This window comes from Streptomyces sp. NBC_01320, from assembly GCF_035974375.1.
GTDB lineage: Bacteria > Actinomycetota > Actinomycetes > Streptomycetales > Streptomycetaceae > Streptomyces > Streptomyces yanii.
Genome location: NZ_CP108390.1, coordinates 5,211,234 through 5,234,790, shown reverse-complemented (window position 1 = coordinate 5,234,790; position 23,557 = coordinate 5,211,234). Strand labels below are relative to the sequence as shown.

The following is a 23,557-nucleotide window of genomic DNA, read 5'->3' as shown; positions in this document are numbered from 1 at the left end:
TGTGCGACTGCGGTACGGATCCCCACGTGGCCACCGCCGCCCGCGCGCTCTCCCCGGCCGGCGCACAGCGCCCTCCGGCCGGCCGCGGGGCTTCGTCCGGCAGCCGGGGCCGTGGCCCTTGCCTCCTGTTGTGCCGCCGGAGAGCGGTGGCACGGCCGACGGGAGCCCGCGGCCCCGGCGCCCGCTGCCGATGACCCCGCCCGTCCTGGCAGTGCTGCGGTACGCGGTGTTTGCCGACCGCGGCACGCCCGGCACTCCCGAGGGCGTGGTGCCGGGAGACCGGGCGCTCGCCCTCATCGGGCTGGTGCGGATGGCCCCGTACGAACTGGCGGTCGCCGACCTGTGAGGGGCCCGCCTGCCGGGTTCCGCCTCGGCCGTACCGGGTGTTGGTCGCCGTCGACGCCCGCGGCTCTGTGGTGCAGTTGGTCGGTCCGGCCGTGTCGCCCACGGGCCCGGCCCGGCACCACCCGGCGCCCGCGCGCCCGGGCCCGCACACCGGTTTTCCGCGCCCAGGAGGGTACGCGCACGTCATGGACTGGCTGAAGAATCTTCCCGTCATCGGGCCACTCGTCGCCCGGCTGATGATGACGCACGCCTGGCGCTCGTACGAACGGCTGGACCTGGTCCACTGGACCAGGCTCGCCGCCGCGATCACCTTCATCAGCTTCCTGGCGCTCTTCCCGCTGATCGCTGTCGGCGCGGCGATCGGCGCCGCGCTGCTCTCCGACGAGCAGCTGCACAAGATCGAGAAGTCGATCGCCGACCAGGTGCCGGGCATCTCCGACCAGCTCGGCATCAGCAATCTGGTGGCCAATGCGGGCACGGTCGGGCTGGTCGCCGGTGCACTGCTGCTCTTCACCGGCGTCGGCTGGATCGGTGCGATGCGCGGCTGTCTGCGCGCGGTCTGGGAGAAGGACGATGTGGACGAGGGCAATCCGGTCGTCCGTAAGCTCAAGGACGCCGGACTGCTGATCGGCCTCGGCGGAGCCGCGCTCGTCACCCTTGCCGCTTCCACGGCGGGCTCCACCGCGGTCGGCTGGACCGCCGGCCTCCTGGGCATCCCCAACCATGGCGCGGGCGGAGTGCTGCTGCAGACCGTGGCCCTGCTCGTGGCGGCTGTGGCCGATTTCCTGCTGCTGCTCTATCTGCTGACACTGCTGCCGGGCGTGAAGCCACCGCGGCGCAGGCTGCTGACAGCGGCGGTGATCGGGGCGATCGGCTTCGAACTCCTCAAGCTGCTGCTCGGCAGCTATATGAAGAGTGTCGCGTCGAAGAGCATGTACGGCGCCTTCGGTGTGCCGATCGCCCTCCTGCTGTGGATCAACTTCACGGCGAGGCTGCTGCTGTTCTGCGCCGCCTGGACGGCGACGCCGAGCAGCAAGGACATCAGGGCGGGCGTCGCGGACGTCAGCGGCGAGGGAGGCGGCGCACCAGGTCCGGCAGCGGCCAGCGCCGGTTGACCAGGAACGCGCCGCCGGCCAGCAGCACCAGCACTCCGCCGACGATCCCCAGTGCGATCCCGACCCCGCCGGAGCGCTTGGTGGCCGCCGCCCCGGTGGCGGCCTGACCGTGCTTGCCCGCATCCTTGCTTCCCGGGCCGGAGGTGCCCGAGACGCTGTTGCCGTTGGCCGATTCGGTGCCCGTCTGTGCGGACTTCGGGGGGACCAGTTCGCCGACCGGGGTCACCTTGCCGGCCGCGTCGAAGCCCCAGTCGAGCAGGCTCGCGGCCTCCTTGTAGACGGCGTGGGGCTCCTTCGACGACGGGTTCATGACGGTGACGAGCAGCACCTTGCCGTTGCGCTCGGCGACGCCCGTGAAGGTGTTGCCCGCATGCGTGGTGTAGCCGTTCTTGACGCCTGCGATGCCCTTGTACGGCTCGACGCCGCCGGCGCCGGTGAGCAGCCGGTCGGTGTTCTGGATCTCGAAGGTCCCGCGCTTCTTCCCCTTCTTCTTCTCCCCGGGGAAGTCGGCCGTGGCCGTCGAGCAGTACTCGCGGAAGTCCTTCTTCTGCAGCCCGCTGCGGGCGAACAGGGTGAGGTCGTACGCGCTGGAGACCTGTTCGGGTGCGTCGTAACCGTCGGGAGACACGACGTTCGTGTCGAGGGCCTGCAGCTCCTCGGCGTGTGCCTGCATGGCGGCGACGGTCCGGGGCACGCCTCCGTACATCGCGGACAGCACATGGACCGCGTCGTTGCCGGAGCGCAGGAAGACACCGAGCCACAGGTCGTGGACCGTGTAGGTCAGACGTTCTTTGACGCCGACCAGGCTGCTGCCCTCGCCGACATCGGCGAGGTCCTCGTCCGTCACCTTGTGCTGCCGGGTCTTCGGCTGGAGTTCGGGCGAGTCCATGACCGTGTCGGCGAACAGCATCTTCAGGGTGGACGCGGGGGGCAGCCGCCAGTGCGAGTTGTGCGAGGCGAGCACCTCACCGCTCTCCGCGTCCGCGACGATCCAGGACCGCCCGGTGAGGTCCTTCGGCAGCACCGGGGCGCCGGGACCCAGTTCGACCTGGGTGCCGACCCGGCCGAGTTGCGCGCCGCCGACCTTCGACATCGGGACGGTCGGCTTCGGGTCGTCGGCAATGTCCTTGTCGACCGCTGACGCGGGACTGATGGCAAAAGTGGACAACAGGGCGGCGGAGATGACCGTCAGCGCGGTCTTTTTCAGAGCGGGCACGGTCGGAAACGTACAGGCTGATGATGTGACGAGTGTTGTGGACCTGCTGACCGGCCGTCCGCGACGCTGGGACAGCCCACCCCGGGCGCTCCGGCCGGAGCGTGATGGCGATACTGGATCCATGAAGCTCAGCCGCCCCGTTTCCTGGTTCCTGCTCGCCTTCGGGGTGTGGAGCTGGGTCATTTGGGTCACTTTCGCCAAGAATCTATGGAAAGACGGCAGTGGACTTGCCTTCGACGACGCAGGTGACCCGACTGCGTACTTCTGGGTGCATCTGCTGCTCGCCATCACGTCCTTTCTCCTGGGGACGGCGGTCGGTCTGATCGGGTTCCGCGGACTCAGGGCGCTGCGCCGCGAACGTTCATAACCGGCCGGGCGGCAACCGGACATAGGTGTACGAAGCGTCGGCGCGCAAGGCGCAGGCGTACCGAGAGCCGCACATGGGTGGGGGGAGTGCAGGTGGTAGTGGTCTTCGTTCCGGTGGCGCTGGCGGTCCTCGCGCTGCTCGTCGGTGTGCACCGCTATGTGTGGCGCCGCTTCGTCGCCGACACGACGGTCCCGGGCGGCACGCTGCGCCGGGTGGGCACGGCGGCGGTCTGGCTGTTGCCGCTGCTGAGCGTCGGCGCCCTGGTCTCCGGGCGGACGGGCGCCCCGTTCTGGCTGCAGCAGGTGCTGGCCTGGCCGGGCTATCTGTGGCTGGCGGCGCTGCTGTACCTGACGCTGGCTCTGCTGGTGGGCGAGGCGGTACGGCCTGTTCTGCGGCGGGTCCTCGCGCGCCGGGCGGGCGGCGGTACGGCTACCGAGAACGATTCGGCCGAACCCCTTTCATCTCAGGTCGAAGCACCCGCGGCAGGGAACTCCCCGGCCCGTGCGCCCGCGAGCGGAACCTCTGCCACCCTTGTCGCCGACGCCCCCGTCACTGCCCCCGCCGACCCCTCCCGCCGCCTGTTCGTCGCGCGCGCCGTCGGGGGTGCGGCCGCCGTCGCCGGGCTCGGCACCGTGGGCTACGGCACCTACGGAGTGCTGCGCGGTCCGCGCGTCAAGCAGGTCACCGTCCCGCTCGCCAAACTGCCTCGCGCCGCTCACGGCTTCCGGATCGCCGTCGTCAGCGACATCCACCTCGGCCCGATCCTGGGCCGCGCCCACACCCAGCGGATCGTCGACACGATCAACCGGACCCAGCCCGATCTGATCGCCGTCGTCGGGGACCTCATCGACGGCTCCGTCGCCGACCTCGGCCCGGCCGCCGAGCCGCTCGCCCGGCTGGAGGCCCGCCATGGCGCGTTCTTCGTCACCGGCAACCATGAGTATTTCTCCGGTGCGGCCCAATGGGTCCATCACGTAAGGGAATTGGGCTTGCACCCACTGGAGAACGCCCGAGTCGAGATCGACGGTTTCGATCTCGCCGGGGTCAATGACGTCGCCGGTGAGAGCGAGGGGCAGGGCCCGGATTTCGAGCGCGCCCTGGGCGACCGGGACCGGACCCGCGCCTCCGTCCTCCTCGCCCACCAGCCCGTCGTCATCGACGACGCGGTCGCGTACGGCGTGGATCTCCAGCTCTCGGGCCACACCCACGGCGGCCAGCTCTGGCCGGGCAACTACGTCGCCGAACTCGCCAACCCCACGGTCGCCGGCCTGGAGCGCTACGGCGACACCCAGTTGTACGTCTCTCGGGGTGCGGGTGCCTGGGGTCCTCCCGTGCGAGTCGGCGCCCCCTCCGACATCACCGTCGTCCATCTGGCGTCCCGTCAGGCGTAACGGCATAAAAGGGACGACTCAACTGCGCGGTGTCTTCGTAGTTTTCAGCCGTTCGGTCCAACTGAGGTTTCAACTGTCGAACAAAAGGCTATGAGATACGGATTTCCTCTTCCAGATGTGAAAATCGTGTGATTGGCTGACCGTGAGCACGGTGATGTGCGTTTCTGAGCACATCTGCCCAGGTGGGGCTGTTAAGGGAGAGCACGGCAATGCGGTCGATCCGGCTACGGATTCTCGCGATTCTCGCGGTATTGGTCATCGCAGGCGTCGTCGCCTGGCAGCTACTTCCCTCGAACGAGGTGAAGAGCGATCCGATCATGGTCGGGACGACGGACGAGGTGACGTCCCTCGATCCGGCCGGTGCGTACGACGCCGGTTCCTGGGCGATGTACAGCAACCTCTACCAGTCCCTCATGACGTTCAAGTCCGGGGCGATCGTCCCGGAGCCGGACGCCGCCGAGAGCTGTGGGTTCATCGGTCAGAAGCTCCAGACGTACCAGTGCAAACTGCGCGACGACCTGACCTTCGCCAGCGGCCGGAAGATGACCGCCGCCGATGTCGAGTACTCCATCGAGCGCATGATCAAGATCAAGACGGACGTCGGTCCGTCGGTCCTCTTCCCCAGCCTCAAGAACGTGGTGTCCGAAGGCCGCACGATCACCTTCAACCTCTCCTCGCGTGACGCGACCTTCCCGCAGAAGCTCGCCACCGGAGCCGGTTCGATCGTCGACCGCAACGAGTATCCGGCGGACAAGCTGCGCACCGGAAACACGGTCGACGGCTCGGGGCCGTACGTCCTGAAGTCGTACCAACCGGGCGTCGAGGCGGAGCTGGTCCCGAACACCCGGTACAAGGGCGCGCTGAAGAAGACCGGCGTCCCCGTCACCGTCCGCTACTACAAGCAGTCGGACGAGCTCCTGGCGGCCTGGAAGTCCGGGCAGGTCGATGTGACGCACCGGCAGCTGCCGCCGTCCACGCTCGCCGAGCTGAACCCCGGCGACCCCGACATGCGTATCACCGAGGCGGACAGTGCCGAGATCCGCAACCTGGTCTTCAACGTGCGCGCCGGGTCCCCCCTCGCCGACAAGAAGGTCCGGCAGGCCATCGCATCCATCATCGACCGCGGGCCGCTGGTGGCAGATGTCTACAAGAGCACCGTCGAACCGCTCTACTCGCTGATCCCGCAGGGTTACATCGGGCACAGCACGCCGTTCTTCGACGCGTACCCGGCGCCCGACCCGGAGCGCGCCAAGCGGCTGATGCAGGAGGCGGGCGTGCAGACCCCGCTGCACATCACCTTCGCCTACCGCGCCGACGACGCATACACGAAGGAGACCGCCGAGCTCCGCCGCCAGCTGGAGGCGAACGGGCTGTTCAAGGTCTCGGTCAAGGCCGTGGACTGGCAGGACTTCCAGAAGGGATACGCGGCCGGCAAGTACGACGCGTACACCGTCGGATGGCTGCCCGACTACCCGGACCCCGACACCTTCAGCCAGCCGCTCGTCGGCCGCGACAGCAGCCTTCACAACGGCTACACCAGCCAGAAGATGGATGACCTGATCTCGGCCACGCTGCAGTACGGCGACCGCAGCCGTACCGCGACGGACTTCAAGAAGCTCCAGGCGCTGGTCGGCGAGGACGTGCCGCTCGTGCCGCTGTGGCAGAAGAAGGACTACGTCGTCAGCAAGACCGATGTCTCCGGTTCGCAGTACCTGTCGGACGGCACGGGCATCTGGCGGCTGTGGGAACTCAGCTGGATCTAGTGCCGGGAGGGGCACTGGTTCTTTCGTTTGGATCAGGCTGGATCACGGGGGTGTGCCGAACCCAGCGAGCGCAGCAAGTTCCGGACGGGAGGCCCTAGGAATGCCCGGCGGACCAGGGTCGGGGCCGCGATCCGCCGGCCCCCTGGTCCCAGGAACCGTAAAGAGCCGAGGCCGGCCGGAGACTGCCGCACACCGTGTGCGAGGTCTCCGGTCGGCCCCGGCCCTTTTACGACCTGGTGCACGACAGAGAGTCGATCAGGTCGTTGGAGGAGCTCACAAATGGGCGCCCGGCTCCCATCTTGCGAGCTCCTCTTACGCCTTCTCCCGGCCCGGCTGCTCGGTGGTCGGCTGTTTCACCGACCCGGGCAGGAAGTCGGCCAGCACGTCGTGGATTTGCCGTACGAGCGGTCGCAGCACCCGGAACCGGGAGAGCGCGATCGCCCGGGCACCGATCGGTGCGGTGCGCTCGACGAGGCGGCGGCTGCGCTCGGCGCCCTCCGTCCGGTCGTACACCCAGAACAGCACCAGGCCCATCTGTATCAGCCACATCAACTGCGGCAGCACGTCGGTCATGTCGGGGTCGGTCCTGGTGCTGGAGCCGCGCAGGCACCGTTCATGAATGGAGATCGCCGCCTCCCGGGCCGCGACCGACTCCTCGGAGAACGGGGAGAGCGGGCTTTCCGGATCGGCGGCGTTCTTGAAGAACTGGGCGGCGAAGCGATGGTATGGCTCGGCCACGTCGAGCCAGCTGAGCAGTACCCCGCGGATGCGTACGGCCAGGTCCTTGTCGCCTTCCAGGACCGGCTTCACCGCCGCCTCGTGCTCTGCGGCGAGCCGGTCGTAGAAGCTCTGGACGAGGGCGTCCTTCCCCGTGAAGTAGTAGTAGGCGTTGCCGACGGAGACCCCGGCCTCCTGTGCGATGGCCCGCATCGTCGTCTTGTCGTAGCCGCGTTCCTCGAAGAGCCGGAGGGCCGTTTCGAGAATGAGTGTGCGGGTCTGCTCGCTCTTGGGAGCCTTGGCTTCCTTCGCGTCCTTCGCTTCCTTCACCACAGCCCCGAGGGTAGCCGTCCGCCTTGGTCCTCCGTGCCGGGGACCTGGCACGCTCCGCCCCCGGGGCCGCAGGGCGCCGCCGTCAGCGACCGGTACTTCGCGGCGGCGAGCACGGACGCCCGGGCCAACGGCAGTCCCGCGGGGGTGGCCAGCCAGTGCGCCCTGGGCCGGTGTTCGGCCAGCGCCCAGAGGCAGACGATCCAGGCGGAGGTCCCCCGGTAGATCTGCCCCCGGTCGCCGATCACAGTGATCTCGGAGAGCGTTCCGGAGTGGTCGAGCCCGGGGAAGCGGCGCCGTGCCTCCTCGGAGGCCGCCGGGACGAGATCGAGCGGGACGAGCTGACGCTGCTTCATCAGCCAGTGGCGCAGATGGACGCAGAGCGGGCACCGCGCGTCGTAGAGCACGGTGAGCCCCTCGACGGGCGTCCGCCCCCGGTCGGCCGTGACCGCCACCGGTCCGGTCACCGGTCTGTGGCGGGTGCGGCCCACGGGCCCTGGCCGGCGGGGCCCGTCCAGCCCTGCGGCGTTACCGGCGGCGTCTGCTCACGCTCCATCAGCCCGCGGCGGCGGATCTTGTTGAGTACGTAGACGTTCCCGAGGTGCATCACTCCGAGGACGAGCAGGACTACGCCGACCTTCACCGAGAGCGCCTCGAAGAGTCCACGGGCGTCGGCGACCCCGTCCGCGTTCTTCAGGTAGAGGGCGACGAACCCGAGGTTGACCAGGTAGAAGCCGACCACCAGAAGGTGGTTGACGGCATCGGCGAGCTTCTCGTTCCCGTGCAGGACGTCGGCGAGGAAGACCTTTCCGTTACGGCTCAGCGTGCGGGCGACCCACATGGTGAGCCCCACGCTGATCAGCAGGTAGACGACGTACGCCACAACAGTGAGGTCCATGCCCCACCCTCCCTTGAACGCGTTCAAAAGCCCTTGTCGTCGACTCTAGACCTGCATTTGAACATGTTCAAGCGGGTACTCCGGGGTGCTTGTCCCCGGCTGCCCCGACCTGGGGCGCAGGCGCCCTGAACCGTCGTACGCCCGGTACCGCCGCCGTCGCCAGACAGGCCGCACCGACCATCACGGCGGCGACGGCGAGCGGGACTTCGGGGCCCCAGGCCGTGGCCGCGACCGGGGCCAGGGCGTAGCCCAGGGGCATCGCGCCGAGGGAGAGCAGCCAGTCGTACGAGGTCACGCGGGCCAGTGCGTGGGCGGGTACCGCGGACTGGACCGAGGTGTCCCAGACCGGGCCGAGGAAGCCGAGTCCCGCAAGCGCGATGCCGTATCCGGCGATGGTCACCGGGGCGGGGGCGCCGGCCGCGAGGAGGCCGAGGGGGAGTGCGTACGTGGCGAGGCCCAGGTTGGCGGCCAGGACCGGGCGGTTCGGGCGGGCGTGCCCGGCCAGCAGCGAGCCGAGGAGGAGGCCGACCGCGCCGGTCTGGAGCAGGGCGATCCAGGCGCCCTCGCCGCCCATGTCCTCGATGGCCAGCGCCGGCCCCAGGGTCATCAGGACGGCCGCCGCACCGTTCCACGTGGAGTGGGCGATCAGGCTCGTCCAGTACCAGTCGCGGCCGCGGACCTCGCCCCAGCCCTCCTTGAGGTCCGCGAGCACCGAGCGGTGCGGTATCGGCACGTGCCGGACCCTGATGGTGGACAGGAGCGCGGCGCTCACCGCGAAGCTTGCGCCGTCCAGCACGAATGCCCAGCCGGGGCCCGCGGTGAGGATCAGTGTTCCGGCGACGGCCGGGCCGCCGAGCCGGGTCGCGCTGGTGGCGACCGCCATCAGGGAGTTGGCGCGCAGCAGGCCCGAAGCCTCCACCGTGCCGCGGATCAGTGGCGACACGGTCGGCATGGCGAAGGCGCCGGCCGCGCCGCCGATCACCTCGGCGACCGCGATCTGCCAGAGCCGCGGTTCACCGCCGAGCAGCTCCACGCCGACGAAGAGCTGGGTGGCGCATCGTACGAGATCGGTGGTGAGCGCCACCGTGCGGGCGTTGAAGCGGTCGCCCACGACGCCGCCGAGCGGCAGCAGGAGCAGTTTGGGCACCATCGCGCACGCCAGCACCAGGGCGAGGGTGGCGGTCGAGCCGGTGGCCAAGTAGACGGCGAGGGAGAGGGCGGCGGGGATGGCGGCGTCGCCGAGGAGGGAGAGGGTGCGTCCGATGAAGAGCAGGCGGAAGGCGCGCGTGCGCAAGGGATGCGGCATGCGGGGTAATCTATTTCGGTGTCGAATTATTCGTCAACGAAATATCTGACGCCGAAGCATATGCGTACGCCGGGCGTACCCTTTCCTCATGGAGCCACGTGACTGGACCGACGGACATGTCGAGCGGTGGAAGCCCGTGCTTCCCGACCTCGATCCCGATGTCGAGGGCGCGGTGACGCGCATGAAGAAGCTCTCCGTCCACCTGCGGCGGGTGCGCGAACAGTCCCTGGTCGACTTCGACCTGGACCGCCAGGAGTTCGAGACGCTCCACAAGCTCGCCGGACGCGGCGGGAAGGCAGCCCCCTCCGAACTCGCCGCCGACCTCGACCTCGCCCCCGCCTCGGTCACCGGCAGGCTGGACGCGCTCGAGCGGCGTGGCTTCATTCGCCGTACGCCCTCCACCACGGACCGGCGACGGGTCGACGTGGAACTCACCGAGGAGGGCCGCTCGACCTGGCTCGGCGCGATGGACTTCCTCGGCCACGAGGAGGAGCGGCTCCTCGGCGTACTCGACAAGGACGAACAGGTGCTGCTCAACGACATGCTGCGCCGCGTCATGGTCGTCGCGGAGGGCCGCGGCGGAGCCGACTGGGGCTAACGGCCTGATCCACTTTCCATCGCGCACCAGGCCGTAGGAGTCACCGGGGCCGTCCGGGGTGCGAGGAGAGAACAGGCCTACGCCGCTTCGTCGTTGACCCCCTGAGCACGATCTCCTGCCGCGGGACCGGGGGGACTCCGCGAGATCGCAGGCCGGTTCGGCGTACTCGTTGAGCCGGTGGCGCTCCATGGAGGTGACGGTGACGGTGCGGTGGAAGCGGGCCATGACACCACCCTGCCCCGCGGGGAAGGGCATTGCCAGTGTCCCGGCACCGCCCCCGTCCGCCCGCTCCTCCAAGGTGCGTCAGATGCTCATGGAGCGCGCGGTGTTGACCTGGGCCATCACCATCTGGAACGTCTCCGGGCCGGTCGCCTGGATCATCGTCGAGTGATGGCGGCCGCCGCTGGTCACCGAGACCTGGATGAACCCGGTTGTCTTCTTCTCCTTCATCAGGAGGAAGAGCAGACCGATCAGGCAGAGCAGGGCGAAGATGATCGCCAGCACGATCGCGACCGTCGGGATCTTCTCCTCGGTGCGCGACATGTCGGTGGCCGTCCACACCGCGCCCTTGAGCGGCAGTGTGCCGGACGGCGTCACGATCGAATCGTTCATGACGGTGATGTCCCCGAGCGACAGCATCGGCGCCCCGCCGACGGGACCCGGGCCCTGCTGCGGCGGGAACCCGTAACCGGGCGGGGTCGGCTGAGCCGGCGGATTCACGGCCGGATAGCCGTAGGCCGGGCCCGGCTGGGCCGCGGCGTCGGGCAACTGCTGCGGGTAGCCGTATCCCTGACCATCCGCGACGGTGGGCGGATTGCCCGGCTGCTGGGGCGGTCCCCACTTGTATGAGTCGTCCGCGTACGGATTCGGATCGCTCAACGTTCCCCGCTCTCGATCAAGCCTGTGCGCCCCGCGCCTTGCTGCCCCGGGCGGTGAACCGGACTCCGGCTCCGCACGACCGTACCGAACAGACCTGCGCAGCGCAGCAGGAGGCCCCGCCTCCCGCAGCATTGCTACGGAAAACGGGGCCTCCTGTGCAACTGGCTTACCGGAAGGGTCAGAAGCGACGCGTGATCAGAGCGCGCTTCACTTCCTGGATCGCCTTGGTGACCTCGATGCCACGCGGGCACGCGTCCGTGCAGTTGAAGGTGGTGCGGCAACGCCACACACCGTCACGGTCGTTGAGGATCTCCAGGCGCTGCTCGCCGCCCTCGTCACGCGAGTCGAAGATGAAGCGGTGCGCGTTGACGATCGCCGCCGGGCCGAAGTACTGGCCGTCGTTCCAGAACACCGGGCACGACGAGGTACACGCGGCGCACAGGATGCACTTGGTGGTGTCGTCGAACCGCTCGCGGTCCTCGGCGGACTGCAGACGCTCACGCGTCGGCTCGTTCCCCTTGGTGATGAGGAACGGCATGACGTCGCGGTACGCCTGGAAGAACGGGTCCATGTCGACCACGAGGTCCTTGAGAACCGTGAGGCCCTTTATGGCCTCGACCGTGATCGGCTTCTCCGGGTTGATGTCCTTGATCAGCGTCTTGCAGGCGAGCCTGTTCTTGCCGTTGATCCGCATCGCGTCGGAGCCGCAGATGCCGTGGGCGCAGGAACGGCGGAACGTCAGCGTGCCGTCGGTGTCCCACTTGATCTTGTGAAGGGCGTCGAGGACACGCTCCTTCGGGTCGATCTCGATCTGGAAGTCCTGCCACTGGGCCTCGTCGGAGACCTCGGGGTTGAAGCGGCGGATCCGGAAAGTGACCGTGATGTACGGGGAGGCGGCGGACTCCGCCTCCACCTTGTCCAGAGTCGGGGTAGCCATCAGTACTTACGCTCCATCGGCTGGTAGCGGGTCTGGACGACCGGCTTGTAGTCGAGCCGGATCGACTCGGTGCCGTCGTCGGCGACCTCGCGGTACGCCATGGTGTGGCGCATGAAGTTGACGTCGTCGCGGTTCGGGTAGTCCTCGCGGTAGTGACCACCGCGGGACTCCTTACGGGCCAGCGCGGAGGTCGCCATGACCTCGGCCAGGTCGAGCAGGTTGCCCAGCTCGATGGCCTCCAGGAGGTCCGTGTTGAACCGCTTGCCCTTGTCCTGAATGGACACGTTCAGGTAGCGCTTGCGCAGCTCGGCGATCTTGTCGACGGCCGTCTTGATGGTCTGCTCGGTACGGAACACCATCACGTTGGCGTCCATGCACTCCTGCAGCTCCAGACGGAGCGTCGCGACACGCTCGGTGCCCGTCGAGTTGCGCAGCCGCTCGACCTGGTCGATGACCAGCTGTGCCGGGTTCTCGGGAAGCTCGACGTAGTCGTTCTTCGCCGAGTACTCGGCGGCGGCGATGCCCGACCGGCGTCCGAAGACGTTGATGTCGAGCAGCGAGTTGGTGCCCAGACGGTTGGCGCCGTGCACGGAGACACACGCGACCTCGCCGGCGGCGTACAGGCCCGGGACGACGGTGGTGTTGTCGGCCAGCACCTCGCCCTCGACATTGGTCGGGATGCCGCCCATGGCGTAGTGCGCGGTCGGCTGGATCGGGATCGGGTCCGTGTAGGGCTCGATGCCGAGGTACGTACGCGCGAACTCGGTGATGTCCGGGAGCTTCGCGTCCAGCTGCTCCGGCGGCAGGTGCGTGAGGTCGAGGTAGACGTGGTCGCCCTCGGGACCGCAGCCGCGGCCCTCACGGATCTCCGTGTAGATGGAGCGGGACACGACGTCACGGGACGCGAGGTCCTTCATGACGGGCGCGTACTTCTCCATGAAGCGCTCGCCGTCCTTGTTGCGGAGGATGCCGCCCTCACCACGGGCGCCCTCCGTCAGCAGGATGCCCATGCGCCAGATGCCCGTCGGGTGGAACTGGAAGAACTCCATGTCCTCCAGCGGCAGCCCGCGGCGGTACGCGGCGGCCTGGCCGTCACCGGTCAGGGTGTGGGCGTTCGACGTCACCTTGAAGAACTTGCCGGTGCCGCCGGAGGCGAAGATGATCGCCTTCGCCTGGAAGACGTGGATCTCGCCGGTCGCCAGCTCGTACGCGACGACGCCCGCGGACTTCTTGACCCCGTCAACGTCCTGCAGCAGCAGGTCCAGGACGTAGAACTCGTTGAAGAACTCCACACCCTCCTTGACGCAGTTCTGGTACAGCGTCTGGAGGATCATGTGGCCGGTGCGGTCCGAGGCGTAGCAGGACCGGCGGACCGGGGCCTCGCCGTGGTTACGGCTGTGGCCGCCGAAGCGACGCTGGTCGATCTTGCCCTCGGGCGTGCGGTTGAACGGCAGGCCCATCTTCTCCAGGTCGAGAACGGAGTCGATGGCCTCCTTCGCCAGGATCTCGGCGGCGTCCTGGTCGACCAGGTAGTCGCCGCCCTTGATCGTGTCGAAGGTGTGCCACTCCCAGTTGTCCTCCTCCACGTTGGCGAGCGCGGCGGCCATGCCGCCCTGCGCGGCGCCCGTGTGGGAGCGGGTCGGGTACAGCTTCGTGAGTACGGCGGTACGGCTGCGCTTCGTCGACTCGATGGCCGCGCGCATGCCGGCGCCGCCTGCGCCGACGATGACGGTGTCGTACTTGTGGATCTGCATGATTTCCTCTGGTCCCTCTGGCCCGGCGCCTAGCGGATGTTCGGGTCGAAGGTGAAGATCACCAGCGTGCCCAGCAGGACGGTGAACACCGTGGCGGTGTACAGCAGCATCTTCAGCCAGAAGCGGGTGTTGTCCCGTTCGGCGTAGTCGTTGATGACCGTACGGAGGCCGTTGGCGCCGTGCAGCATGGCCAACCACAGCATCGCCAGGTCCCAGACCTGCCAGAACGGCGAGGCCCAGCGGCCCGCCACGAAGGCGAAGCCGATCTTGGAGACACCGCCGTCCAGCACGAGCTGGATCAGCAGGTGGCCGATGACCAGGACGACGAGCACGATGCCCGACAGGCGCATGAAGAGCCAGGCGTACATCTCGAAGTTGGTGCGCGAACCCTTGGGGGTCTTGCCCGTCCGCTTGCGCGGGGGCTCGATGACCGGGGCCGGGTGGTCGACGTCGTAGAGGCTGACGCCTTCGACGGCGCCGATCGCGGAGGACTCGGTGGACATTGGCCTCAGCTCCCGAAGACTGCGCGTACGGCGTGGCCGAGGACGGGGTACAGGGCCCCGACCATCAGCACGATCCAGATGCCCACGGCGGACCAGAGCATCTGCTTCTGGTAGCGCGGGCCCTTGGCCCAGAAGTCCACGGCGACGATACGGAGACCGTTCAGCGCGTGGAAGAGAATGGCGGCCACCAGGCCGTATTCGAGGAGCGCGACAGGCCAGGTCTTGTACGTGGCCACGACGTTGTCGTAGGCCTCGGGGGAGACGCGGACGAGAGCGGTGTCCAGGACGTGTACGAACAGGAAGAAGAAAATGAGGACACCGGTGACTCGATGAGCCACCCACGACCACATGCCTTCCCGGCCGCGGTACAGCGTTCCAGCCGGCACGGAAGAACCCTCCGGGAGCGGGGATTGGGGTCGGCCGGCTTGACTGTCGGTCTGACCCGGCCGGGTACGGTCCACCGGCCCCGGCCATCGTAGCGACGGTTTGTCGGTTCGCTCGCGCCGGGGCCTCTGGTGTGATCAAAGTGGCAATGAAACAGGCACGGACGGGCTAGGCCCTTTCGTTCGGATCATGCCGGTCCGGCGCCCGTCACCAGCTCGATGATGCGGCCCCGGGCGAGCCGGCGCATCTCGTCCGCCGTGACCACCCGCTCCTCGTCGGGGTCGTGGCCCAGCCTGGCCCGGATGCCGGCCAGCACCTGGTCCGGGTGCTCGGCGGGGCGGAAGGCGTCGAGGCAGATCACGAAGACATGGCCGAAGCGGCTTTCGTACGCGGCGTGCGCGGCGCTCAGCGCGAGATGCGCGGAGTGCGGTGCGGCGTGGTGCAGTCCCGGGGAGACCTCGGCGGCGAGCGCCTCGGCGAGATCCGCGGGCGCCATGTCGTACCCCGCCTCGTCCGCGGCGGCGAGGAGGGCGTCCAGATCGGGGTACGGGCGGTGAGCGGCCAGCCGCAGCGCCCAGCGGGGACTGCCGCAGCAGCCGAGCAGGGCGGCTTCGGCGTCGGCGGTGGGTGCCGTGTTGAACCGGTCGAGGCCGAAGGGGCGGGCACTGACGCAAGCCGGGGCCGGGCCGCAGTTCTGGGCGGGGAGCGTGGGCGGGCCGACCCGCCGCTGCGGTGGTTCCGGGAGGCCGGCGTGGGACTCGCTGGGCCTGGACAGCGTGGGACTCCTCGAAACATCGGCATCTCTGTGAGCCTGGTGTGGTGAGGGGGACCGGAAACCAGGGAGATGCAGGGTGAAGGGAGAGACGAATGTGTCCCAACGCTATAGGGACCGGGCAACGGCCGTGCGACGGATGCACGAATTTCACCCGGAAGGGAGAGTTTCGGAACGTCTGATGGGCGATTCTTCGAGGAGAATGCCCGGCTATCTCCTTACTTCTTCTCTTTTACCTGCCACAACCGGAGGTTTCTGACCGATGTCGCCCTCACGTGGAGCCCTCGCGGCGGGTGCGGCCCTCGTCGCGGCAGCCGCCGTGACGATCGCCGTCGTCGTCTGGCCGGAGGGTGCGGACACGGGGCGTCCGGAGGAGGCGTCCATGGCCAGCGCCCCCTCGCACGCCTCCCCCACCCCCTCACCGACCCGCAGTTACCCGCTCTCCACGGCGCCCCGGACCATCCCCGCCGTGCGCCAGCACATCGCCGCCCGCGGCCCTGGCTGGCGGCCGGGCCCGACCAGCGCCGTTGTGATCGCCAACGGCAGCGGACCGCTCGCGGACGAGGCGCAGCTGCTCGCCAAGGAGCTGAAGATCCGTTACCGGGGCGCCGTTCCGGCCCGTGCGGGCGATGTCGAGCTGACCCTCGGCGCCCCGGGTGACGGGGCCCCCGAGTCGTACACCCTGAAGACCCACGACCGGCGGGTCGTCATCACCGGCCCCGACCAGGCGGGTGTCTTCTACGGAACCCGCACCCTGAAGCAGTCGCTGCGCGCCGACGGCACGATGCCCGAGGGCGAGGTGCGCGACCGCCCGGACCGGCCGCAGCGCGGACTCAACCTCGACATCGCGCGCAAGTACTACACCGTCGGCTGGATCGAGGACCGGCTGCGCGACATGGCCGACCTCAAGCTCAACCAGCTCGGCCTGCACTTCTCCGACGACCAGGCGTTCCGGATCCAGTCCGACACCCACCCCGAGGTGGTGTCGCCCCAGCACCTCACCAAGGCGGAGGTCCGTCAGATCCTCGCCCTGGCCGGCCGGCTGCACATCGACGTGGTCCCCGAGATCGACTCCCCGGGCCATCTGGGCGCCGTCCTGCGTGCCCACCCGGAGCTCCAGCTGCGCAACACGGCGGGCGTGCGCTCGATCGGATCGATCGACATCTCCGACCCGGGCGCGGCGAAACTCATCGACCAGCTGATCGGCGAGTTCGCCGAGCTCTTCGGCGGTGCGTACTGGCACCTGGGCGGGGACGAGTACCGCGCGCTGACGGTCAAGGACCCGGCCGCCTCGTACCCGCAGCTCCAGCGCGCCGCCCAGCAGAAGTACGGACCGGCGGCCGGGATCAAGGACCTCGCCACCGGCTGGCTCAACGACCGTGCGGCGGTGGTGCGCCCGCAAGGGCAGCAGCCCAAGGCCTGGAACGACGGCTTCTTCCGCGGCGGAGTCGTGCGGGCCGACAAGAACATCGAGGTCGAGTACTGGACGGGCAAGGAGTACGGCGCCCGGCCGCCGGCGGAGTATCTGAGCGAGGGCCGGCGTCTGGTGAACCTCAACGACGAGTTCCTCTACTACGTGCTCGGCCAGCCCAATGCGTTCGTCTACCCGACCGGGAAGCGGATCTACGAGCAGTGGACCCCGCTCGTCCTGCGGGGTACGCAGCCGGTACCGGCCCGCTACTCGAAGCAGGTCCTGGGCGGCCGGTTCGCGGTCTGGGGCGACCTGCCGCAGGCGCAGACCCCGGCGCAGGTGGCGGCAGGGATCCGGATGCCGCTGCGGGCCACGGCCCAGAAGCTGTGGGACCCGAGGAGACCGACGCTGAGCTGGGGTCAGTTCCAGGCGCTGGCCGCGACGATCGACAAGGCGGGCTGAGTGGGCGGCCGCACCGGATCTCGATGGACAGGCCGGTGGGCCGGGGCTACATTCCGCTTGCCGCGCGCTCCGGGGAGGGAGTCGCGCGTTCTTGCCGAAAGTTTCAGAACCCTGGGGGCCACTTCATGCTGTGCTCAACCTGCCGAGTCAGACCGCCGGTCACCGCGGACGGGCGCTGCATCCTGTGCGCCGGGCCGGCCGGGGCGTCGGCGCCGATGCCCGCGGCCCCGCCCTTCGCGTCGCCGCAGCAGCAGCTGCGCTCACCCGACGGGCTTGCCAAGGCCGTCGTCATCCTGCTCGTGGTCGCCGCCGTGTCAGACCTGCTGGCCGTGCTTGCGGGGCTGAACATCCGCAGCCTGCTCGGCGATGTGCTGGACAACGGCCTCGCGACGATCGACGACGCCGAGGCGGATCGCGCCGACAACCTGTACGCGGCCTCCGGGGTCCTTCAGCTCCTGGTGCTGCTGGCCACCGGCGTCGTCTTCATCCTCTGGTTCCGCCGGGTGCGGCTGAACGCCGAGGTGTTCGATGCGAGCATGCAGCAGATGAAGCCCGGGTGGGCGGTCGGCGCCTGGTTCGTCCCGTTCGCCAACCTGGTGCTGCCGCGTCGGATCGCGGGCGGCATCTGGACCGCGAGCGCCCAGACCAACACCGACGGCAGCTGGCGGACGGTCTCCGCGGCCCCGGTCAATCTGTGGTGGGGGGCGTGGGTCTGCTCGTCGCTCTTCTCCCGGTACGCCTCCCAGCAGTACATGAAGGCCGAGGAGGCGCAGGAGATCATGGATGCGGCCGGCCGGATGCTGGCAGCGGATGCGTTCTCCATCGTGGCCGCGATGCTCGCGATCCTCTTCGTCCGCAAGCTGACCCGTATGCAGGGGGAGCGGGCGGCGCTGGGCGTGTATCCGCTCAGCTGAGGACGAACCCGTCGAGGACTCCACGAGGGACGGACCCGCTGAAGGGCGCGTTTTCAGACTCCAGCAGTGACGATTTTGAGCCATTCGGCGCTGAAAGCGGTATGCGGCAGCGGGAAGCGCCGCGTCCCCGTGCGGACCCGTACGGGGACAGGCCGACGGGGAGAAGCCGATGAGCCTGCTGGAACTGATCGCTGCCGCCGACGAGCGGGGGCTGGTCGCGAGCGGGATCGCCTGCCTCGACCGATGCCTGCCCCAGCCGGCGGAGGGCACCGACCCGGATCCGCTGCGTCCGCTCTGGGCCGGTTGCGCGGACGGTGAGGCGTGGCCGGACCGCCTGGCGGAGGCGCGCCAGGCGCTGGACGGTGCGAAGGAGGGGGAGACGCGGACGCAGATACGGCAACTGCTCGCCCACGCGCCCGCGGACCGGGCGACTCCTGGGCTCCGGGAGTGGGCGGACGCGTGCTCGCTGCTGGCCCTGGAGGTCCACCTCGGACAGGACGCGACGCCCGGTGCCGGGGTGGACCTGCTGAGGCGCTGCCGCGAGGGCGATCCGGAGGGGGCGGGACCGCTGGTGGCCGGGGAAGTACGCCGCCAGATCCGCATCCTGGAGATGCTTGCGGATTCCGGTACGGGGGCTGCGGGCCTGCGCCAGGTGCTGGACGTGTCGACGGAGGGACAACGAGTGCTGCGCGCGGCGACGGCGCGGAGGGCGCGGACCGGGCGGGGAGTGACCGGGTCCGTCCGGTGAGCGTTCTGTCCCCCGTCGCCGGGCGTTGAAGGCGCCCTCGATCGCCGGGCGGGCTTGATCGCGGGGCCGCCCGGCGAGCACGGCAAGTTCCCCGCCAACCGTCGCCGGGGGCGGGGAACCGCTTGGAGGCGTCACGTCAGCCGAGTGCCGAGACCTCCGTGGCGGTCAGGGTGCGGGGGAAGACATGGACGTCCGCCACATTGCCGGGGAAGGCCTGGTACGGGGTGGTCGCGGTGGCCGAGTTGACGCAGCCGCCCACTGTGAGCGGCAGACCGGAGTCGTACTGCGGGGTCAGGTTGGTAGCCCGCCCCTGAAGCACTCCGTTCTGGTAGATGGCCATGGCGCCGGTGCTCGCGTTGTAGGTGGCCACCACGTGCGCCCAGGCGCCCGCCGGCCCCGAGTTGGCGTCGCCCTCGGCGGTCACCCAGTCGGTGTTGTCGTCGTTGCTGGTCGTGGTCTGGAACATCCAGCCCTTGTTGCCGGGGTCGTACCCGATGTAGAAGGCCTGGTGCTCGGTGGTGCCCTGGCAGATGGCGGTTCCCTGCACAGCAGAGTTGATCTTCACCCAGGCGGAGACGCTGTAGTCGCCGAAGGTGTTGACCGCGGCCTGCTTGCCCTTGAGGAGGCCGGTGCTGCCGTTGAAGGAGACCGAGCCGGTCAGGCTGGTGCCGGTGGGCTTGTCGGTGGAGAAGGTGGCGCCGCCGTGGACGGTGAGCGGGTTGAGGCCCGCGGTGTCGTCGCCGGTGGTGGCCAGCTTCCACTGGTCCTCGGGCATTCCGCTGCTCCACCCGGCGGGGACGGTGACGCTCGCCTTCCCGGCCTGCGTGTCGTTCATCGCGTAGGGGTAGACGTGGACGTCCGCTACCTTGCCGGGGAAGTTGTAGTACGGGTTCTCGTTGGCCGAGTTGACGCAGCCGCCGACGGTGAGCGGCAGACCCGCGTCGTACTGGGGAGTGTGGTTGACGGCCTTCCCCTGGAGCGTGCCGTTCTGGTAGATGGCCATGGCGCCGGTGCTCGCGCTGTAGGTGGCCACCAGGTGCGCCCAGGTGCCGACCGGTCCCGAGTTGGTGCCGCCCTCGGCGGTCGGCCAGTCGGTGTTGTCGTCGTTGGTGGTCGTGGTCTGGAACATCCAGCCCTTGTTGACGGGGTCGTACCCGAGGTAGAAGGCCTGGTGTTCGCTGGTGCCCTGGCAGACCGCGGTGGCCACCGTGGCAGAGTTGATCTTCACCCAGGCCGAGACGGTGTAGTCGCCGTCGGTCTTCACGGCGCTCGACTTGCTCTTCAGGAAGGCCGTGTTGCCGTTGAAGGTCGCCGCTCCGGAGAGGCTGTAGGGCGCGTCGGAGGAACCGAAGGTGGCGCCGCCGAGGGCGGTGAACGGGTTGGTGCCGGCGGTGTCGGCGCCGTCGGCGGCGAGCTTCCACTGGTTCTCGCCGGCCGCGGGCTTGGGCGTGACGGCCGCGGTCGCCGCGTCGAGCTGGATCCTGGGGGTGGTGACGCCCGAGACGGTGAGGGGCTTTCCGGTGCTCTTCAGGAGAGCCGCGAGCTCGGTGACGCTCTTGTCGGGATAGGCCTGGCGGAGCACCGCGAAGGCGCCGGTGACGTGCGGGGCGGCCATCGACGTCCCGCTCATGGTCGCCCAGCCGTTACCGGGGACCGACGAGACGATGTCGCTGCCGGGGGCGAAGAGGTCCACCTGCGCGCCGCGGTTGCTGAAGTAGGAGAGGTCGTCCTGCTTGGTGGTGCTGCCCACCGCGATCGCCGACGAGACGCAGGCGGGGGCGCTCACCGCGCTGGCGTAGGCGCTGTTGCCGGCCGAGACCACCGTGGCGACGCCCGCGGCGAGCAGGGCGTCGATGGCCGGCTTGCGCAGGTCGTTGTCGCAGGCCGCGGTGTACTGGCCGCTGCCCAGGCTCATGTTGGCGGCGATCACCGGCATCCCGGACTGCCGCTTGTCCAGCACGTCCTCCAGCGCGGAGAGCTGGGCGCTGGGGAAGCTCAGCACGCACGGCGCGGCGCCCTCACCGCAGTAGTCCTCCGAGCCGATCTCGCTGAACACCTGGACGGCGAGGATGCTCGCGCCGGGGGCGACGCCGGCCGGCGGAGCCCCGGCCGTGTTCTGGCCGTTGCCGGCCGCTATGCCCGCCACATGGGTGCCGTGCCCGCAGTCGAGGTGGGCGCACGGCCCGCTCTCGGCGTCGGCCGAGCCGACGCCCTGCTGCTCGTCGGAGCCGTCGGGGCACAGGCTGCCGGCCTCGTAGTCGGGGTCGCTGACGGAGAAGCACGCCTCGCCCACGACCCGGCCGGCCAGGAACGGGTGGTGGGTGGCGACGCCGGTGTCCAGCACGGCCACCACGCTGCCGTCGCCGGTGAGGCCGGCGGAGCGGGTCTTGTCACCGCCGATGAGCGGGACGCTCTCGGCGAGCGTCGGCGGCTCCGGCCGGTCCTCGGTCACGCTGGCCACGCCCGGCTGGGCGGCCAGTTCGTCCAGGTCCGCCTCGTCCACGCGCATGGTCACCACGGGCAGTCGGTGCAGGGTCCGCACCACGTGGCCGGCCTTGGCCGCCTTCGGAAGGTCGGCCCTCGTCCGGGTGACGACGTTCACCCGGACCTTGTGTCCGCCGGCGGCCCGCTCGCGCACCTGCCGGTCCACCTTCGGGGCGTGGGACGCGGCGGGAGTGTCGGACTGCACCGGTGCGGCATGGGCCGGGGCCACTCCGATCGTCATGGCGGAGACCGCCACCACGACCGACCATATGGTTCTTCTCATCTCGCTCCGTCTGGAATGCGAACCGCCACGGGCCGCGGGAAAAGCGGACCGCCACGGGCTGCGGGAAAATACGGGAATTGCGAATACGTCCGGGCATGCCGAAACGCGGCTGGATCTTCTGCGAATGGCGGACGAAGAAAAGCAGCCCCGATCGCGGGCGGTCAACAAATTCCGGGCTTATGGATCACCTTTGGCCAAAAACGATCGCGGGTCCGGCGGGCCGCCCGGAACCGGCGGGAGGATCGTTTCCGCAGGCCGTCCCCGCCGAACCGGCCCGGTCGGCCCGTACGCCGCGGCGAGGGCCGGAGGAACGAAGCCGGGCCGTGGCCGGAATTCGACCACGGCCCGGATGGGCAAGACGCCTGAACTGTCAGATATCGGGCGCCAGCCAGCCGCGGGCCGCCGCCCTGAGCCCGGCCTCGAAGCGGCTGCGGGCGCCCAGTTTCTCCATCAGCGCGGCCGCGATCCGGCGGGCCGTGCGGTGGGAGACGCCGAGCCGGCCGGCGATCGCCTGGTCCGTGAGCCCCTGTCCCAGGAGCTGCAGGAACTCCCGCTCCTGCCCCGTCAGGCCCTCCTCGTCCGAGGGTGGAGGCGCACCCAGCGGGGTCCCGCCCTGCCAGAGATGCTCGAACAGGGCGCACAGCGCGGCCACCGTCCCCTGGCCGTGCAGCACCACGGCCCCGGCGGTCGCGTCGGCGGTGTCCACCGGGAGCAAGGCGCACTCACGATCCATGATGATCATGCGTACCGGCAGGGTGGGCACGGTGCGCGCCCTGCCGCCGAGCGAGTGGAGCCAGGTCGCGTACTCCAGGGTCGGCCCGTCGTTGCGGATACTGTCCAGCCACAGGGTGCGCATCCGCACCCCGCGCTCCAGCATCGGCCGGTCGACGGTCCGGGCCTCCGCGATGTCACCGGAACGCTGGGCGCCGCCCGGGGCGAACGTCATGATCTCCTCGGTGAGCCGCCCGGTCAGCTCGGCGATCCGCGCACGGATCGCGTCGATGCCGACCAGTCGCTCGGCACCCGGGTCGTCCTTGCCCCGAGTGAGGTCGGTGCACTCGGAGATCAGCTGCGCCGCGGCCACCCGCGACATCTCCATCTGCTGCTGCCAGGCGGCCATTTGGGCCTGCTGCCGGGCGAGCAGTCGCTCCATCCCGACCTCCGGGCGAACGGCGTGGACCACCCCGTTCCCGTCCGGCTGCACCAGCGCCAAGGCGCTGAGACGGTCGAGCGCCGAGGTCACGGCATCCTCGGACTCCCCGAGCAGGGAGATGAGTTCGGCCAGGCGCATCGCCGGGCGCGTCAGCATGCAGCGGTAGACGGCCTCCGCCTGCTGATCCAGCCCCAAGGTCTCCAGCATGTTCCCCCCTGTCCGCCCCTCCGTCGGGGCGGGTCGGCACAACTCCCTCACATGGAGCGCGTTGATCTTGATCTTTTGGCGTGGCTTTGACAAAGGTGATCGGCCCCTTTCGGCCATGGCCCGAAGGGGCCTGCGAGGGGCCCTAGGCGGACTGCCCGAGGCTCGACAGGGTTGTCGGTATGTACCTCATTCATGCCCAACTGACCGGATCACCGGGGCTCGAGCTGCCCGACGACCTCCGGGCCCGACTCCGCGCGCAGGCCACCGGGGCGGCCAGCATCGAGCACGTCACTCCGCACCCCGACGCCCATGACGGGCCCGTCCTCGGCCTGTTCGTGGCCGCGCCCAGCCTGGACGAGGCCGAACGTGCGGCGGAGACCGCCTGCCTGCGGGTTCTCCGGTCCCACCCCGCTCTCGCCGGCTATGCGCTCGTACGGTGCGGGGCCGCCTTCGTGGCGCCCGTATTCGAGGCGGGGCTACGGCGGGGACCGGAGCGGGGGCACGGGCCGGGGTTACCCAGGGCCTGACCGTCAGGTGCCCAGGCCCCTTTGTGCCAGGGCCGCTTCCGACCATGGCCATGTACTTTCACCGGCCCCGGCCGTCGTGGAAGCTGAGGACCG

At 69.6% G+C, this 23,557-nt stretch carries 22 protein-coding genes and 1 pseudogene; 10 read left to right on the top strand and 13 right to left on the bottom strand.

All coding sequences use genetic code 11. The features are described from left to right. Nucleotides 1-99: 99 nt before the first annotated feature. Both OG395_RS58415 and OG395_RS23600 read left to right on the top strand, forming a co-directional pair. Nucleotides 100-346 (top strand): annotated as a pseudogene (locus tag OG395_RS58415) (decaprenyl-phosphate phosphoribosyltransferase); the annotation flags it as partial. 184 nt (nt 347-530) lie between these two features. After that, nucleotides 531-1,460, top strand: coding sequence for a YihY/virulence factor BrkB family protein (locus OG395_RS23600; protein ID WP_327244738.1), 930 nt, complete (start codon nt 531-533; stop codon nt 1,458-1,460). On the opposite strand, the gene OG395_RS23595 is transcribed toward OG395_RS23600, so the two are convergent. Continuing rightward, on the bottom strand, nt 1,408-2,676 hold the full coding sequence (locus OG395_RS23595) for a D-alanyl-D-alanine carboxypeptidase family protein (RefSeq protein WP_327244737.1): 1,269 nt from the start codon (nt 2,674-2,676) through the stop codon (nt 1,408-1,410). The genes OG395_RS23600 and OG395_RS23595 overlap by 53 nt on opposite strands. Nucleotides 2,677-2,797: 121 nt before the next feature. Between OG395_RS23595 and OG395_RS23590 the strand changes: the two genes are divergently transcribed. From OG395_RS23590 to OG395_RS23580, 3 genes are all read left to right on the top strand, one after another. Continuing rightward, nucleotides 2,798-3,043, top strand: a complete 246-nt coding sequence (locus OG395_RS23590) for an SCO4848 family membrane protein (RefSeq protein ID WP_327244736.1) — start codon at nt 2,798-2,800, stop codon at nt 3,041-3,043. Nucleotides 3,044-3,141: 98 nt separating this feature from the next. Beyond that, nucleotides 3,142-4,434, top strand: a complete 1,293-nt coding sequence (locus OG395_RS23585; protein WP_327244735.1) for a metallophosphoesterase — start codon at nt 3,142-3,144, stop codon at nt 4,432-4,434. Nucleotides 4,435-4,643: 209 nt separating this feature from the next. Further along, nucleotides 4,644-6,197, top strand: a complete 1,554-nt coding sequence (locus tag OG395_RS23580; RefSeq protein ID WP_327244734.1) for an ABC transporter substrate-binding protein — start codon at nt 4,644-4,646, stop codon at nt 6,195-6,197. Nucleotides 6,198-6,509: 312 nt separating this feature from the next. Here OG395_RS23580 and OG395_RS23575 read toward each other — a convergent pair whose 3' ends face one another. The 4 genes from OG395_RS23575 to OG395_RS23560 form a co-directional block, all read right to left on the bottom strand. Then, a complete protein-coding gene (locus OG395_RS23575) occupies nt 6,510-7,247 on the bottom strand; it encodes a TetR/AcrR family transcriptional regulator (protein WP_266982357.1) in 738 nt (245 codons plus the stop codon). Beyond that, nucleotides 7,241-7,711, bottom strand: coding sequence for a thiol-disulfide oxidoreductase DCC family protein (locus OG395_RS23570; protein WP_327244733.1), 471 nt, complete (start codon nt 7,709-7,711; stop codon nt 7,241-7,243). Before OG395_RS23570 ends, OG395_RS23575 begins: the two co-directional genes overlap by 7 nt. After that, nucleotides 7,708-8,142, bottom strand: a complete 435-nt coding sequence (locus OG395_RS23565) for a hypothetical protein (RefSeq protein WP_327244732.1) — start codon at nt 8,140-8,142, stop codon at nt 7,708-7,710. The genes OG395_RS23570 and OG395_RS23565 overlap by 4 nt, the downstream gene beginning before the upstream one ends. Nucleotides 8,143-8,209: 67 nt before the next feature. Then, nucleotides 8,210-9,448: an MFS transporter gene (locus OG395_RS23560; RefSeq protein WP_327244731.1), complete on the bottom strand. Its 1,239-nt coding sequence runs from the start codon at nt 9,446-9,448 to the stop codon at nt 8,210-8,212. Between the two features lie 88 nt (nt 9,449-9,536). On the opposite strand from OG395_RS23560, the gene OG395_RS23555 reads away from it, so the two are divergent. Further along, a complete protein-coding gene (locus OG395_RS23555) occupies nt 9,537-10,046 on the top strand; it encodes a MarR family winged helix-turn-helix transcriptional regulator (RefSeq protein WP_327244730.1) in 510 nt (169 codons plus the stop codon). 303 nt (nt 10,047-10,349) lie between these two features. Here OG395_RS23555 and OG395_RS23550 read toward each other — a convergent pair whose 3' ends face one another. The 6 genes from OG395_RS23550 to OG395_RS23525 form a co-directional block, all read right to left on the bottom strand. Next, nucleotides 10,350-10,925: a hypothetical protein gene (locus OG395_RS23550; RefSeq protein ID WP_327244729.1), complete on the bottom strand. Its 576-nt coding sequence runs from the start codon at nt 10,923-10,925 to the stop codon at nt 10,350-10,352. 178 nt (nt 10,926-11,103) lie between these two features. Continuing rightward, on the bottom strand, nt 11,104-11,862 hold the full coding sequence (locus OG395_RS23545) for a succinate dehydrogenase iron-sulfur subunit (RefSeq protein WP_327244728.1): 759 nt from the start codon (nt 11,860-11,862) through the stop codon (nt 11,104-11,106). Then, nucleotides 11,862-13,616 (bottom strand): succinate dehydrogenase flavoprotein subunit, encoded by a 1,755-nt coding sequence (gene sdhA / locus OG395_RS23540; RefSeq protein WP_327244727.1) that lies wholly within the window; start codon nt 13,614-13,616, stop codon nt 11,862-11,864. Before sdhA ends, OG395_RS23545 begins: the two co-directional genes overlap by 1 nt. A gap of 29 nt (nt 13,617-13,645) precedes the next feature. Beyond that, nucleotides 13,646-14,119, bottom strand: a complete 474-nt coding sequence (locus OG395_RS23535) for a succinate dehydrogenase hydrophobic membrane anchor subunit (RefSeq protein WP_327244726.1) — start codon at nt 14,117-14,119, stop codon at nt 13,646-13,648. A gap of 5 nt (nt 14,120-14,124) precedes the next feature. Beyond that, a complete protein-coding gene (gene sdhC, locus OG395_RS23530) occupies nt 14,125-14,505 on the bottom strand; it encodes a succinate dehydrogenase, cytochrome b556 subunit (RefSeq protein WP_266982339.1) in 381 nt (126 codons plus the stop codon). Between the two features lie 185 nt (nt 14,506-14,690). Then, entirely contained in the window at nt 14,691-15,107 is a 417-nt protein-coding gene (locus OG395_RS23525; RefSeq protein WP_266990534.1) for a 2-oxo-4-hydroxy-4-carboxy-5-ureidoimidazoline decarboxylase, read from the bottom strand. A 430-nt stretch (nt 15,108-15,537) separates the two neighbouring features. Here OG395_RS23525 and OG395_RS23520 point away from each other — a divergent pair, with 430 nt between their 5' ends. From OG395_RS23520 to OG395_RS23510, 3 genes are all read left to right on the top strand, one after another. Further along, nucleotides 15,538-17,148, top strand: a complete 1,611-nt coding sequence (locus OG395_RS23520) for a family 20 glycosylhydrolase (protein ID WP_327244725.1) — start codon at nt 15,538-15,540, stop codon at nt 17,146-17,148. A gap of 215 nt (nt 17,149-17,363) precedes the next feature. Further along, nucleotides 17,364-18,062 (top strand): DUF4328 domain-containing protein, encoded by a 699-nt coding sequence (locus tag OG395_RS23515; protein ID WP_327244724.1) that lies wholly within the window; start codon nt 17,364-17,366, stop codon nt 18,060-18,062. A 169-nt stretch (nt 18,063-18,231) separates the two neighbouring features. Then, entirely contained in the window at nt 18,232-18,810 is a 579-nt protein-coding gene (locus tag OG395_RS23510) for a hypothetical protein (protein WP_327244723.1), read from the top strand. Nucleotides 18,811-18,946: 136 nt separating this feature from the next. Here OG395_RS23510 and OG395_RS23505 read toward each other — a convergent pair whose 3' ends face one another. Continuing rightward, nucleotides 18,947-21,577, bottom strand: a complete 2,631-nt coding sequence (locus OG395_RS23505; RefSeq protein ID WP_327244722.1) for a S8 family serine peptidase — start codon at nt 21,575-21,577, stop codon at nt 18,947-18,949. A 370-nt stretch (nt 21,578-21,947) separates the two neighbouring features. Next, nucleotides 21,948-22,937 carry a helix-turn-helix transcriptional regulator gene (locus OG395_RS23500; protein WP_327244721.1) on the bottom strand — a complete coding sequence of 330 codons (990 nt, stop codon included), beginning with the start codon at nt 22,935-22,937 and terminating at the stop codon, nt 21,948-21,950. A 179-nt stretch (nt 22,938-23,116) separates the two neighbouring features. Between OG395_RS23500 and OG395_RS23495 the strand changes: the two genes are divergently transcribed. Then, a complete protein-coding gene (locus tag OG395_RS23495) occupies nt 23,117-23,464 on the top strand; it encodes a hypothetical protein (protein WP_327244720.1) in 348 nt (115 codons plus the stop codon). The last annotated feature ends 93 nt before the right edge of the window (nt 23,465-23,557 follow it).

Bases quoted from the DNA above. Each gene is read 5' to 3' on its own strand.
- OG395_RS23560 (WP_327244731.1), bottom strand. From the start codon at position 9,448: ATGCCGCATCCCTTGCGCACGCGCGCCTTCCGCCTGCTCTTCATCGGA.
- OG395_RS23495 (WP_327244720.1), top strand. From the start codon at position 23,117: ATGTACCTCATTCATGCCCAACTGACCGGATCACCGGGGCTCGAGCTG.
- OG395_RS23590 (WP_327244736.1), top strand. From the start codon at position 2,798: ATGAAGCTCAGCCGCCCCGTTTCCTGGTTCCTGCTCGCCTTCGGGGTG.
- OG395_RS23500 (WP_327244721.1), bottom strand. From the start codon at position 22,937: ATGCTGGAGACCTTGGGGCTGGATCAGCAGGCGGAGGCCGTCTACCGC.
- OG395_RS23515 (WP_327244724.1), top strand. From the start codon at position 17,364: ATGCCCGCGGCCCCGCCCTTCGCGTCGCCGCAGCAGCAGCTGCGCTCA.
- sdhA (WP_327244727.1), bottom strand. From the start codon at position 13,616: ATGCAGATCCACAAGTACGACACCGTCATCGTCGGCGCAGGCGGCGCC.
- OG395_RS23535 (WP_327244726.1), bottom strand. From the start codon at position 14,119: ATGTCCACCGAGTCCTCCGCGATCGGCGCCGTCGAAGGCGTCAGCCTC.
- OG395_RS23565 (WP_327244732.1), bottom strand. From the start codon at position 8,142: ATGGACCTCACTGTTGTGGCGTACGTCGTCTACCTGCTGATCAGCGTG.
- OG395_RS23510 (WP_327244723.1), top strand. From the start codon at position 18,232: ATGAGCCTGCTGGAACTGATCGCTGCCGCCGACGAGCGGGGGCTGGTC.
- OG395_RS23600 (WP_327244738.1), top strand. From the start codon at position 531: ATGGACTGGCTGAAGAATCTTCCCGTCATCGGGCCACTCGTCGCCCGG.
- OG395_RS23545 (WP_327244728.1), bottom strand. From the start codon at position 11,862: ATGGCTACCCCGACTCTGGACAAGGTGGAGGCGGAGTCCGCCGCCTCC.
- OG395_RS23520 (WP_327244725.1), top strand. From the start codon at position 15,538: ATGTCGCCCTCACGTGGAGCCCTCGCGGCGGGTGCGGCCCTCGTCGCG.
- OG395_RS23580 (WP_327244734.1), top strand. From the start codon at position 4,644: ATGCGGTCGATCCGGCTACGGATTCTCGCGATTCTCGCGGTATTGGTC.
- OG395_RS23505 (WP_327244722.1), bottom strand. From the start codon at position 21,577: ATGAGAAGAACCATATGGTCGGTCGTGGTGGCGGTCTCCGCCATGACG.
- OG395_RS23555 (WP_327244730.1), top strand. From the start codon at position 9,537: ATGGAGCCACGTGACTGGACCGACGGACATGTCGAGCGGTGGAAGCCC.